Source organism: Paeniglutamicibacter antarcticus, assembly GCF_039544305.1.
GTDB classification, from domain to species: Bacteria; Actinomycetota; Actinomycetes; order Actinomycetales; family Micrococcaceae; genus Paeniglutamicibacter; species Paeniglutamicibacter antarcticus_C.
In genome coordinates this window covers 211,869-225,339 of sequence record NZ_BAABLK010000022.1, presented here as the reverse complement: position 1 = coordinate 225,339, position 13,471 = coordinate 211,869, and the positions used below count along the sequence as shown (strand labels likewise).

Annotated in this window: 9 protein-coding genes; 6 read left to right on the top strand and 3 right to left on the bottom strand. The window is 61.9% G+C overall.

What is annotated here, in order from left to right:
* Positions 1-190: 190 nt before the first annotated feature.
* Entirely contained in the window at positions 191-2,599 is a 2,409-nt protein-coding gene (locus ABEA12_RS06055) for a beta strand repeat-containing protein (RefSeq protein ID WP_210099710.1), read from the top strand.
* Between the two features lie 197 nt (positions 2,600-2,796).
* Positions 2,797-3,780 (top strand): diaminopimelate dehydrogenase, encoded by a 984-nt coding sequence (locus ABEA12_RS06050; RefSeq protein WP_210099709.1) that lies wholly within the window; start codon positions 2,797-2,799, stop codon positions 3,778-3,780.
* 75 nt (positions 3,781-3,855) lie between these two features.
* On the opposite strand, the gene ABEA12_RS06045 is transcribed toward ABEA12_RS06050, so the two are convergent.
* Both ABEA12_RS06045 and ABEA12_RS06040 read right to left on the bottom strand, forming a co-directional pair.
* Positions 3,856-4,419, bottom strand: a complete 564-nt coding sequence (locus ABEA12_RS06045; protein ID WP_210099708.1) for a putative antibiotic biosynthesis monooxygenase — start codon at positions 4,417-4,419, stop codon at positions 3,856-3,858.
* Positions 4,420-4,445: 26 nt separating this feature from the next.
* Positions 4,446-5,630, bottom strand: a complete 1,185-nt coding sequence (locus ABEA12_RS06040; RefSeq protein WP_345466969.1) for a helix-turn-helix domain-containing protein — start codon at positions 5,628-5,630, stop codon at positions 4,446-4,448.
* A gap of 162 nt (positions 5,631-5,792) precedes the next feature.
* On the opposite strand from ABEA12_RS06040, the gene ABEA12_RS06035 reads away from it, so the two are divergent.
* The 4 genes from ABEA12_RS06035 to ABEA12_RS06020 all read left to right on the top strand — a co-directional run bounded on the left by ABEA12_RS06035 (position 5,793) and on the right by ABEA12_RS06020 (position 11,849).
* Positions 5,793-7,115, top strand: a complete 1,323-nt coding sequence (locus ABEA12_RS06035) for an MFS transporter (protein WP_210099706.1) — start codon at positions 5,793-5,795, stop codon at positions 7,113-7,115.
* A 100-nt stretch (positions 7,116-7,215) separates the two neighbouring features.
* Positions 7,216-8,856, top strand: coding sequence for a thiamine pyrophosphate-dependent enzyme (locus ABEA12_RS06030; protein ID WP_210099705.1), 1,641 nt, complete (start codon positions 7,216-7,218; stop codon positions 8,854-8,856).
* Complete coding sequence (locus ABEA12_RS06025) at positions 8,853-10,520, top strand: amidohydrolase (protein ID WP_210099704.1); 1,668 nt, start codon at positions 8,853-8,855, stop codon at positions 10,518-10,520. The genes ABEA12_RS06030 and ABEA12_RS06025 overlap by 4 nt, the downstream gene beginning before the upstream one ends.
* Before the next feature lie 36 nt (positions 10,521-10,556).
* On the top strand, positions 10,557-11,849 hold the full coding sequence (locus tag ABEA12_RS06020; RefSeq protein WP_210099703.1) for a M20 family metallo-hydrolase: 1,293 nt from the start codon (positions 10,557-10,559) through the stop codon (positions 11,847-11,849).
* 53 nt (positions 11,850-11,902) lie between these two features.
* Here the strand turns inward: ABEA12_RS06020 and ABEA12_RS06015 are convergent, their stop codons facing one another.
* The gene (locus ABEA12_RS06015) at positions 11,903-13,306 is read right to left on the bottom strand and encodes an HNH endonuclease (RefSeq protein WP_210099702.1); all 1,404 of its coding nucleotides are present in this window, start codon (positions 13,304-13,306) and stop codon (positions 11,903-11,905) included.
* Positions 13,307-13,471 lie beyond the last annotated feature (165 nt).

The following is a 13,471-nucleotide window of genomic DNA, read 5'->3' as shown; positions in this document are numbered from 1 at the left end:
TTTGCAGACTTACTGATGAGTAAGTTCAATGGATCTAGCCCCTTGCGTGATCCGCATCACGGGGCTGCCGGCCGTTGGCCGCCGCTTTCTCCCGTTCCACCGAGCCACAGTGCGTGGCGTACTTCAGTGCATCCGAAATCCATTGTGGCTGTCTAGTGAACCTCCCACCATTTCGCCACAAGGAGTCCCATTGAACGCACATATCGCAGCCAAACGGCATACGCTGCTCCACGCCGTCATCACCGTTTTGCTTGGCCTTTTCCTCATAGCCTTCGTCGCTTTCTACGCCATGTTCTCATCCCAGGTGGCCACCGGCGCCTCCGACTTGAACGAGGGCATGGGCAAGGCCAACGACGGCGTCACGACGTTGGCCGAAGGGTCGACCTCGGCTGCATCCGGTGCCGCCGAGCTGGCCGCGGGAAGCGGAACGCTCTCCACCGGCGCACAGAATCTGGCAGAGGGCGCGAAGACCGCCGCCGAGGGAGCCACGAAGCTTGGCGACGGCGCCACCACCCTGCATGCCGGCACATCCAAGCTCCACCTCGGAGCCCAGGATGCGTCCGTTGGTTCCTCCAGGCTGAGCCGCGGGGCCGCGGATCTGGCCGTCGGAGTCGACACGCTTGCCAGGGGAACCGGTTCAGTTAATTCAGCAGCGGGAAAGCTCGACGCCGGAGCCGGCAGGCTATCGGCCGGGGCCAAGGACGCAAAGGCCGGAGCGGGTACACTGAGCGCTGGATCCGGCAAACTTGCCGCCGGGGCAGACTCCCTGGCGAGCGGAACAGCCGCCGTGGATGCGGGAGCCCAGTCGCTCAAGGACGGTTCGGCTGAACTTTCCGAAGGTGTCTCAAGACTCGGCCTGGGGGCGGGCCAGGCCAACTCCGGTGCACAGAATCTCAGCGCCGGAGCCCAAGGCCTGATGGCAGGAGCCGGTGCGGCCCACCAAGGGGCACAGCAACTCGCTGCCGGAACACAAGCCGCCAATGCCGGCGCACAGAAACTCGCCACAGGTACTGCCAATGCCACGGCCGGATCCGACGCCCTGGCAACCGGTAGCGGCAAACTGCTTGGTGGCGTCGAAGAACTCGCTGCCAAGGCACCTGCATTGCTTGACGGTGTGACGGCGCTCAAGGATGGTTCGGGACGCCTTGCTTCGGGCAGCACAGAGTTGGCAACCGGAACCAAGTCGTTCTCCGCCGCGATCCCTGGGCTTCGCGACGGCATAGTGGCCGCAAACGAGGGCTCTGCGACGTTCACAACCGGTGCCAAGGAACTCTCGGACGGGCTGGTCGCGGTCAACGCCAAGTCCACGGAGTTGGCAACCGGTGCCGGGCATATCTCCGGCGGGCTCGACAAGCTGGCCGCCGCCATCAAAAAGAACCCTGAAATGCCGGCCAGCTTGTTGCTGGATCAGCTCAACACGCTGAACTCCGGCGCCAAGAATCTCAAGACAGGGATCAACGGTCTCCATTCCGGAACCGCGCGCCTCAGCACGGGGGCCAAGAACCTTGCAGTTGGTGCACAGGACCTGTCAGCAGCAATGGGGAACCTGAACAAGAAGACGAAGGAACTTCCCACCCAGGCGAAAGCACTAGACGACGGGGCGCAGGCATTGAAGTCGGGTGTCGAGAAGCTCGATGGAGGATTGGGCGAACTCAGCAAGGGGTCCAAGGACTTGGGCGCAGGCATCGGCACGCTGAAGGCAGGTGCAGCCGATCTCAATGCCGGCGCCAAGGATCTCAACGCGGGACTCGGGCAGCTGGACGCAGGATACAACGATGCTGAAAGCGGCCTGCTGACGGGACTGGATTCCTTGGGCAACGGCGCCTCGAAACTGGCCGGCGGCACTGACGCTTTGGCCGCGGGAACCACCACACTCAACGCGGGGGCCGGCGCGCTGGCACAGGGAACCGCATCCTTGGAGAAAGGCGCCAGCAAGCTCGGCACCGGCGCGACCGCCTTGGCAGAAGGCGGCACCAAGCTTGCCAAGGGCACCTCAAAACTTGATGCAGGAGCTGGCAAGCTGAACTCCGGAGCCAGCGAACTCGCCGTGGGAGGACAGAAACTGGCAGCAGGAACAGACACGCTGGCTGCGGGTTCGGAGGACCTCAAGACGGGAACTTCCATGTTGACCGCCAACACCCCTGTACTGGCCGAAGGCGCCAAGGCTGCAGCAGTAGGTACGAACAAGATCCGCTACGGTGCCAGCGACCTTGGAGCGGGCAACGCCAAGCTCGCACGCGGTGCCGGGGACCTGGATACGGGGGCAGCGAAGCTTGCCAGCGGCACCGATGTCCTCGGGTTCGGGCTCGATGCGCTGCGCGAGGGCTCCGGGGATCTGTCCGCCGGTGCCGCCAGGCTCAATGAAGGGGCCACCAAGTTGGCGGACGGCAACTCGGAGCTCGCCACCGGCTTGTCAACGCTGTCGGACGGCTCAACCGAGCTGGCTACCGGCACTTCGAGGTTGGAAGCCAGCACGCGGGCAGTCTCGGCGGCGAAGATCGGCAGCGGCCCCAGCGCCCTTCTGCTCCTGGTGCCCGCGGCTCTCTTGCTGATCCCGGGGCTGATCATGATTCGAAACCGCCGCCACCTGCGCGGCTAGGAATCCACCTCGGAGGCGCGGGTGGCCCAGGCCCGTTACAGGGTCGGCACCACCCGCGCCCTGCATTGCCCTCCTGGGCACTCCGTCGACGAAGTCGATGTCCTTCCGTGGTTGTCACCACGTCACCGTTCTAGGTGTTCGGCCCCTGCAGGCACTAGCGTGAGAGGTCGTAAGAATCATCTGAAGTGAGGAATTTCGTGGGAGCATCAATCCGCATTGGCATTGCCGGTTATGGGAATCTGGGACGCGGGGTGCAGGCAGCAATCGCCAAGAACCCCGACATGGAACTGGTTGGCGTATTCACCCGACGCGATCCGGCGACGTTGTCCCTTGCCGGGGGCGCATCGGCCTTTCACATGGATGAGCTGGCCAAGCACACCGACGACATCGACGTGCTGATCCTTTGCGGCGGGTCCAAAACCGACCTGCCCGAACAGGGGCCCGTGCTGGCCGCCAAGTTCAACACCGTGGACAGCTTCGACACCCACGCCAAGATCCCCGAGCACTTCGCTGCCGTGGATGCCCCGGCAACCGCCGCAGGCAAGACCGCACTGATCTCAGCCGGGTGGGACCCGGGAATGTTCTCCATCAACCGTGTCTATGGCGAAGCCTTGGTTCCCGACGGGCAGACCTACACGTTCTGGGGCCGCGGACTGAGCCAGGGCCACTCGGATGCGATCCGCCGCGTACCCGGGGTTGCCGCCGGGGTGCAGTACACGATTCCCAGCACCGAGGCCATCGCCAAGGTCCGCGCCGGGGAACGCCCGACATTGAGCACCCGCGAGAAGCACGTGCGTGAGTGCTTCGTGGTTCTCGACGAAGGCGCCAGCGCCGAGACCGTGCGCGAATCCATCGTGACCATGGAGCACTACTTCGACCAGTACGACACCACGGTGAACTTCATCGATGCCCTCACGCTGGCTTCCGAGCACTCTTCAATGCCGCACGGTGGCTTCGTCTTCCGCAGCGGAAACACCTCCGACGAGCACGCCCAAGTCATCGAATACTCTCTGGCTCTGGGCTCGAACCCGGAGTTCACCTCCAGCGTGCTGGTGGCCTACGCACGGGCAGTGCACAAGATGAACAAGGCCGGCCAAGTTGGTGCCAAGACCGTTTTTGACGTTGCTCCGGGCCTTTTGTCCCCCAAGTCACCCGAGCAGTTGCGTGCCGAACAGCTCTAGGAAGCCTCGGAAGAGCAAACGCGTATGGGCGCAGATCGTTGGATCTGCGCCCATACGCGTTTTTCGTACCAACTGCTAACGGCGCGGCTTTTGCAACCATGGCCGCAGCAACCGTGTCGTGACCGGCAGGAAGATGTAAGTCATCAGCGGGGTCATGATGCAAATGTTCAGCAGCACCGCAAGCGCCACCGGCCAGTTCCCCAGAAACGGCATGAGCAGCACGTTGGAGAGCAAGCTGAGCGGGAAGAAGGGCAAAAAGATACTGACCGCCTGCTTCCAGCGCGGCGGCACCACTGTTTCAGGGATGGTCAGGTTGGTATCCCCGGGCTGTTCGAACCAGCCTTCTATCCCCGTACGGTGCTCCACCTTGGTGCTTTCCACCAGTTCCGAAGCGCTGTCAATCCACCAGCTGCGTTCTTCGGATTCGTCCCACGCAGCAAGTGCCTTCGCCGAGGAGAATCTATAGAGCACATGCCACTGGTTGGAGTCCGGTGCTGTGCGGATCCAACCGGATCCCAGGTATCCGTCCCATTCGCGGGCCAGTTCTTGGCCCGCCTGGACCCAGGCGTTGAATCGGCGGTGGTGTAGGGGCAGTACCGTTCTGGTGATCGAGACGGTGATGGGGGTTGCTTGTGGCATCCACACAATCTAACGTCTCTCGGTTCCTATGACCAAGCCACGACAAGTCTCGCAGCTTGAACCGGAATCGTCGGATCCAAGCCGGTGAGAGTAGCGAAACGTTTGAGCCGGTTCATCAGCGTGTTGCGGTGGCAATACAGGCTCTCGGCGGCAAGTGCGACGCTGCCCGTCAATAGGTACTCCTGGACGGCTTCGCCCAACCTTCGCCGTTCGGTAACCCCGCATCGTTCCAGTGCGCGTTCCACCTCTGCCAGCCCGGGGGCACCAGCACGATCCAGCTCTCTCCGTGCCATGCGTGCCCATCCCCGGGACCAGGTCATGGCTCCTTGCTCGTTCGGCCCCAGCAGTCTAGCCAAGGTGGCTGCCACTGCCGCAGCATGCGGAACCCGCTCCAGCAAGCATCCATCGCCAAGCAAACCACACGTAAGCTTCTCAAGTTTCGAATACAATATCTTCGCGTCGAAACCGGGACGCTTCTCAAACGGATAGAACACCACCAAGTCACCCGCAAGCGAATGGGTGAACACCTGGTGGCTGGCATGTGCATCTGCAATAGCGACGCGCAGGGCAGGAATATGGTCCCACTGTGCCACCGCGACCACGTATTCCTGCTCCGCGTCTTGTCCAAGTCCGGCCGCAATCAGTTCCATGGCCGCGCGCGTCATGCTTCGTTCGCTAAAAAGCGTGGCGAGGTATCCCTGTCGGAGGTTCGCGGCTTCCGCCTGGATCCTGGCCAGTTCGGCGACATAGGAGCGCTGCGTTTGTCCTGCATAGCCATCGACGACCTCCCAGACTCGGGCGGTGTGTTCTACCAGCAGTTGCGCATCTGCCGGGGCGGCTATGGTGGTGATTGCTTCCCAGATCACCGAGAAGTCTAATCGGATCGCTGTCATCAACGCCTCGATGGGAACTCCCGCTCTGGCCCTGGAGACGCCCACGTCCAATGCGATGGCATCGCGTTTGCGAAGGTATCCGGGGGCATCAGCGGTTGCCTTCATGGCCAGGATCAGCGCCTCGAAGGAAGTGCTGCCGGTGCGCCTGATCTCACTCTGTGGCAGCGGGGATCCAGCGTAAACAGGAATAGTTCCCAAGCGTGCAATGAACTCGTCCGTCAGTTTTCCGACGTCCAGCCCGTCCAGGATCACATTCCAGCGCACCGCATTCTCATTTTGTTTTTTTAGGACGTTCTCACTGTCTCCCATACGTCCCATCCGACCATAAAATGTGCTTTTGCACATAATGTGGCGTGGAATTCGTTATAAATCGTGCGCCGCGTCATAGTGAAAGTTTGGCAAGATTGTCTTCGACCACATAACCCGGACGGCGTGCGACGATGCAGCAGCCATCCCCTTGAGATCAGGCAGAAATATCCCATGACCCACACTGGAACACTCGAAGCCGGTGCGACACGGCACATCTCCGACAAGGAGGCCACCAAGGTCGCCGTTGGCGCCCTCATTGGCACAGCCATGGAATGGTACGACTTCTTCCTCTTCAGCGCTGCCGCCGCCTTGGTATTTAACGTCCAATTCTTTGAAAGCCAAAACCCCACGGCCGCAGCAATGGCTGCTTTCGCAACTTTCGGCGTTGGACTCGTGGCACGCCCCATCGGTGGAATGATCTTCGGGGTGATGGGCGATAAGATCGGGCGCCGTAAGACACTGATGGTCACGATCGTCGGCATCGGCCTCATTACCGGGCTGATCGGCATGCTGCCGACCTACGCCGCCATCGGAATCGCGGCTCCGATCCTCCTGGTTATGCTCCGCATCGCCCAAGGCTTGTTCGTGGGTGGTGAATGGTCCGGTGCCATGACCATTGTTGTCGAGAACGCGCCGCTGCACCGTCGTGCGCGCTATGCGGCACTACCGCAGATCGGCTCACCGATCGGTACCATCCTGTCCTCGGGCGGATTCTTCCTGATGACGGTGTTCTTCTCCCAAGGAAGCTTCGATGACTGGGGATGGCGCATCCCGTTCCTTGCAGCGATCCCAATGTTGCTTGTTGCCCTCTACATCCGAAGCCGGCTTGACGAATCACCTGTCTTTGCGGAACTGATGGAAAAGGGCGAAACCGAGAAGACACCCATCCGCACCACGCTCGCCGAGTCCTGGAAACAGATCATCGTCGGCATGGCTGCCGGCCTGCTGGGCATCGGCGGGTTCTACCTCGTCACTGCGTTCGTCGTCTGGTACGGAGTGAACATCCTGGACTATTCCGCTTCCCTGATGCTGCTTGGGACCATCATTGCAGCCGTCGTGGAGATCCCCGTCCTGATCTTTGGCGGTCGCCTCGGTGAACGCTTCGGCGCGTCCAAGGTCATCACCTATGGCGGCGTCTTCTCCGCAGTCATCGCCTGGCCGGCATTCCTGCTCATCGATTCGGGCAACGAGGTGATGGTCATCCTCGGCATGACGCTTGCGGTCGCCGCCCTTTCGCTGCCGTACGCGGCCTCAGGCACCGTATTGACAGGCTTGTTCCCCGCAAAGACCCGCTACACCGGCGTGGGCTTCGCGCAGAACACCGCTGGAATGATTTCCGGGTTCATCCCCCTTGCTGCCATCGGCCTCGTGGCATCCGCGGCCAACCACTGGTGGCCGGCAGCAGCGATGCTCATCTTCCTCTCGCTGTTCACAGCAGCGGCAGGGATCATCGCCCCTCGCCTAAGCGTCGATCTTCCCGGATTCAAGCACTAGCACGACTTTCGCCAGCGTTCATCATGGACCCCGCTCCCGCGGGCGTCGTCGGACCCCCTACTTCTTGGCCACGTTTCACCGCAAAGGACAACAAAAGCCCATGACCATCTCAGCCGGACACCTCATCGTCAGGACCCTCGAGGCACACGGTGTCACCCGCGTTTACGCCGTCCCTGGGGAAAGCTATCTCGATGTCCTCGACGGCCTGCACGATTCCTCGATCCACACAGTGGTGACCCGCCACGAGGGAGGAGCCGGATTCATGGCACTGACCGAGGGAAGACTGGGAACGGTGCCGGGCATTGCCATGGTCACTCGCGGGCCAGGTGCAGCCAACGCCATGATTGCCGTCCACACCGCGTGGCAGGACGCAACGGCCATGGTGCTGTTCGTCGGGCTGATCCCGCTGGTCGACCGCGGCCGGGACTCCTTCCAGGAGTTCAGCCTTGAGGGCTGGTTCTCCACCACCTCCAAGGCCGTCTACGTGCTCGACGACGAGCAACAGGCCGGGGACCTGGTGGCACGCGCCATGCGGCTGGCATCCACCGGACGCCCCGGCCCGGTCGTCGTCGGCCTACCCGAGGACGTCCTGGTCCGCATGACTTCCGCCGACGTCCCGGCGGTGCTGCCGCTGCCACAGACCGCACCCGGCACCGCCGGCTTGCAACAGCTCACTGACATGCTCCGCGATGCATCCGCTCCTGCGATAATCGTAGGCGGGGATGGTTGGGACGCGGCTACCTCCAGTGAGCTTGCCCGGTTGGCGGCCGCTGCGAATGTGCCGGTGCTGGCGGACTGGCGCGCCTATGACGTCATCGACCACGACTCCCCCGCCTACGCGGGCTGGCTTGGCTACGGCAGAGCCGAACGCACGGTGCAGGCACTGAACGAGGCCGACCTCTTGGTCTTCATCGGATGCACCCGCGGCGATGTACTCTCCGAGGGCTACACCGCGGCGCTGCATACACCGACAGTCCTGGTGAGCACGGATGCCCAATTGACCGGACACGCCGGACGCATCGATGTACACCTCGGCATCAATGCCGCGCAGCTGGTCTCCGCCCTTCCCACAGCGGAAGAACTCCGTGGCACAAGGGACGCGACGTGGATGAACACTCTGCGCAGCCAGCAGCTTGACTTCACCGTCCCCGGGCCCGACGGCGGCAGCGGAGTGGATCTCGGTATCGCGTTCGAAGCACTCGAGGCCTCCCTCGATGCCGACAGGATCATCACCTACGGTGCAGGCAACGCCACGCTGTGGGGGCACCGCTACCTCAGCCACCACGGCCCCAAATCCCTGGTGGCACCGCGCAACGGCGCAATGGGGCTTTCCGTACCGGCGGCTGTGGCAGCGAGCATCATGAACCCCGGACGCCACGTAGTGGCCATCTGCGGAGACGGAGACTTCTTCATGAACGCGCAGGAGCTTGCCGTCTCTTTCGCCCACGGCGGCACCCCGTTGGTCATCGTGGCGGACAACGGCATCTTCGGAACCATCGTTTCCCACCAACAGAGCCACTACCCGAACCGCCCATCGGGGACGGCGATGAGCAACCCCGACTTTGCTCAATGGATCGGTGCCTTCGGAGGCCACGGTGAATTCGTCACCTCCACACAGGACTTCGCACCGGCATTGGAACGCGCCCTTGCCAGTGGCCTGCCATCCGTGCTGCACCTGAAAACCGATCCCGCCACCATGGGCCCGGGCACCACTGCACACAAAGTACAGGTCTCGGCATGAGGCTCGATTTGGTTGTCCGCGCAGGCACGATCCTCACCATGGACGATTCCCGGCCCACGGCCCGGGAAATGGGAATAGTCGGTGGGCGGATAGTCGGGTTTGACGAAGAGCTCAGCGGCTGCACGGCAGAGCGCACCGAGGACTTCGGCGAGGCGGCGATCACGCCCGGATTCATCGATGCCCACTGCCACACCACGTGGTGGGGACTGGGCCTGTCCGCTTTGGACCTTTCGACCGCCCGCGGGCTTGATGAACTTTACGCAGTGCTCGAGGAAGGTATGCGCCAGCTGGACCAGAGCCCCGGAGCGTGGCTTATGGGCACCGGATTCAACAACAAGAATCATAACGGACTATTTCCCGACATCAAGCAGCTCGACGCCATTACCGGCGACCGCCCCCTGTACCTGCGCCATGTCTCCGGGCACGCCTCCATCACAAACACCGCCACGCTGCGCCTTGCCGGGGCCCTTGAATCCGGCTTCACCAACCCCGTAGGAGGAGCGGTGGTCCGCGATTCCAATGGCGCCCCCACCGGCTTGGTTGAGGAAGCTGCACAGGGACTCATCCAGAACCTCTTGCTGCCCTATTCGGTGGACCAGATCGTCGGTGCCCTGGATGCAGCAACCTCGCGCTATGCGGCCGAAGGCATTACCTCGTTCACCGAAGCCGGTATCGGCGGCGGCTGGATCGGTCACTCCACCATCGAAGTCACCGCCTACCAGCGAGCGCTGGCTTCCGGGAAGCTCCACGCCCGTGCCCAGCTCATGCCGGCCCTCGACGCACTGGTGGAGCAGGTATCCCACGCTGAGGACGCTCACGGCACCGGCAGCGGGCTCGGACTCGGACTCGGCATCATTGCCGGATTCGGGAGCGAGCATCTGTCGCTGGGGCCGGTCAAGGTGTTCATGGATGGATCACTGCTTGGCGCCACCGCGGCGATGACTGAGGATTTTTGTGGACACCAGCATAATACCGGATACCTTCTCGATGATCCCCAGGCATACCGGGACCGGGTTTCAGCCGCCTACCGCGCCGGCTGGCCGGTGGCACTCCACGCCATTGGGGACGCAGCCATCGACCTTGCCATCGAGATCATTTCCGGATTGCAGGAGCTGCACGGCCCCAACGCACTGCCCAATCGCATCGAGCACTTCGGCATCGCCAGGCCAGACCAAGTCGCTGCCGTCGCCCGGCATGGCATCGCAGTGACTCCGCAGGCCTCTTTCATCGGCCCGCTCGGCGACCAGTTCGCCACGCTCGTCGGCCCTGAACGGGAGGGATGGCTTTATCGAGGCCAATCACTGCTCCAAGCCGGTGTGTTGGCAGCCGGAAGCTCGGACCTGCCGGTGGCGGACAACAACGTGCGCAGGGCCATGGCCTCAGCCGTTGACCGCAAGACGGAAAACGGCAAGGTGCTCGGCGGGGCCGCAGAAGGACTTTCTGCCCTCGAAGCCCTCCGTTTGTACACCGTCAACGCTGCAAAAGCCACCGGTTTGTTCGCCGACCGCGGGTCCCTAAGCCGCGGCAAGCTTGCAGACTTCGTAGTTCTCTCGGAGTCCCCTCTGATTGCCAAGGACATCGCAGCCCTCGGGCTGGTGTGCACTTTCGTCGGCGGAAAACAGAGTTACTCAGGGCTCGAGGCCAGCGTGGCAACCACTGTCTGATCTAATTTACTGTTTCACAAGATTCCAGGAGAAACCATGACTTCCGCAAATCAGGCCTTCCTTACCGACTTCACATCCATGAGCAGCATCGGTGCCACCGATGGGGGCGGGGTGGACCGGCAGGCAGCTACGGTGGCCGACGGACAGAACCGCAACTGGTTCCGGGGGTTGGTGGAGGGCCTTGGCTTTTCGGTGCGCTACGACTCTGTGGGGAATCAATACGCGCTGCTCGAGCTGGTTCCCGGGGCGCCGTGGATTGCAGTAGGGTCGCACTTGGATTCGCAACCGCTTGGGGGTAGGTTTGACGGCGCATACGGCGTCTTGGCCGGCGCACATGCGGCGAAACGAGCACAAGCGGCCATGGCAAATGCCACTGATCCGGCGCAATTCAACATCGTCGTCATTAACTGGTTCAACGAAGAGGGTTGTAGGTTCAAGCCCTCTATGATGGGCAGCTCTGTCTACACCGGGAAGATCACTGCTGCCCAGGCCCTTGATACCACAGACCCCGATGGCGTGACTGTCCGCGAGGCACTGGAAGCCATCGGCACCATTGGTGACTTCGAGCTATCCGTTGCCGCCTACGTGGAGATACACATCGAACAGGGCCGCTCCCTCGAGGACAGCGCGATAAGCATTGGACTAGTCGAATCTACTTGGGGTGCAAACAAGTATGAGTTCGTGGTCAACGGAGATCAGGCACACACGGGTGCCACGATCATCGCGGATCGCCAGGACGCGCTGCTCGGTGCCTCCGCGCTGGTGGTTGCCGCTCGCGAGATCGCATTGAAACACTCGACCGCGGAACACATGGTTATCACTTCCTGCGGCGAGTTCAATGTCTTCCCGAATTCCCCGGTGGTGGTTGCTAGCCGCGTGAACCTGCTGGTGGACGTACGCTCCACTGACCCCGACGTGCTAGCCGCCGCGGATGCGGACCTGCATGCCCGAGTCGAGGAGATCGAGAAGATGGCCAACGTGCGGATCGAACGCGGCGCCGAGCATGCTTGGGGCGCTAAGTCCTACGACCAGGCTGGTTTGAGGTTGGCCGGCGAAGCGGCAGATTCGTTGGGCCTAAGCCACGGAGTCGTGAGAACCCTCGCGGGCCATGATTCGACGAACATGAAGGACATCGTCCCGACCATCATGTTGTTCGTCCCTAGCGTCGAGGGCATTAGCCACAACGAGCGTGAGCTGACTCGAAATGAAGATATGGTCGCCGGAGTTGAACTGCTTTCCGAAGTGCTCTTGCGCATAGTGAATGGCGAATTCGTCTCAGCTTCGGACACGACACAGGATCTTATTACCGAGTCGACCGTTGACGCCTGACCTGAAGTTCCATCGAGCGTCCTGAACTGCCTCGGGGCTTTATAGCGGCAGGTTCATTCGTCTTGGGGGTGCTTCGACTGGCTATGCGCGCCTGGTAGTGGTGGAGCGGTTGAACTGTAGATGTGCCCACTGGAGGTCGTGACTCGGATGGTGTGTCTATCCCCGGAGATGGTGCATTCTTCCCAATCGGGTGCTTCCTTGGTTGCGTTGCACCATTTGCAGCGTGAGCTTGAGTTTTCTGCGGTGGTAGGCCCGCCTCGTCGAACTTGGACTACGTGGTCCAAGTGTTCGATGCGTCCGTTGCAGTACGGCGTGCGGCAGTGTTGGTCCCGCAGGGTGATGAACCGTTTGAGGCTCCCTTTGAAGAGTCGTGCCTTGGAATCCATGGCTACCAGGTCGCCGGTTCCCGGGGCCGTGTAGAGCCGCCTTATCCACGTGTCCAGGGGGTTCTGGGGGTTCCCCGTGAACAGGTTTTTGGCCTTTTTGGCGCTGATGAATCCGTAGCCCGGGATCAATGCCGGCTCTTGGTTGCCCTCAAGCAGCGTCCGGTCCGTCATGATCAGGGAAACCTGCAGCGGGATGCCGTTGGGTTCGCGGATGCCAGTAAGGGACTCCAAGAGAAAGTCTGCGGCAATCTGTCCGCGGTTTCGCGTGTCCCCGGCGGCTTGGGCGTGACCTGATTCCCTGGCCAGGACCTGGCACAGCGCAACCCCATATTCCAGAGGCAACAGTCCGGTGATCTTCATCCGGTGTGCATCGATCTGGTAGAGATCGATATAGCGGGCTTTCATGGCCTTTTCTTCAAGGTCGGTCTCGGCGCCGGGTTCCAGGATCGCCGCCCAGCCTCGGATCATTTCACGGAGGATCGCTCCTCCGCTACCAAAGGCATTGTGGGTTTCGCAGAAAAGCATCTGGTCGATGAGGCGCCTGTTTTCACTTCGAAGGTTCCGGACCTCTCGCACGATCAGTTGGGCCTCGTCTTCGGTGATCGTTCCGTCCTTCAACCCCTGTGTGGCATAGGACAGGTCTTCGGTGAGGATACGGGAATAGTTGAGGAATTGGACCCCGGTGCGCGGGGACTCGTGGCGGGCCAGCGCTACGTCCGCGCCGATCCCCCAACTGGGGTGCTTCTCCCGAATTCCCTTGGCGTTGCGGTCGGCCGTGACAACGTCCTCAAGAGTGCATGCCTGTTCAGCCTGTTTCGCGCTGGCCGTGGATTTCAGGCACTCGTAAGCGTTGATGGCCTCGACAGATTCGTGGGCGTGCTGTTCCGACGGAACCAAGCTCAGTGCCCGGGCAAGGGTGCGGACACCTTGGACACCTGCGCGGGTGACGTATTCAGAGATTAGTACACCCATGTCCAGCCCGCGTTCCAGAAGCGCTGCGTAGGACAGGTCCTCACCGGTTGCATAGTGGGCAACCCCTCCGGAGTCCCGACTATCTGATGTCGTTGCCATACTTCAATTATAGAATACCTATCCGATGGTTTGCCGAGCATCCGCAGTGCTGTGGAAAGAATATTCTAAGGACGGTCGTCTTCTGGATCGTCTCCGCCGTCAGGTCAACGGCTTCCGGTTTTCACGATGGAATAACGGCCAAACAGGTGCAACCGGATCTTTCTG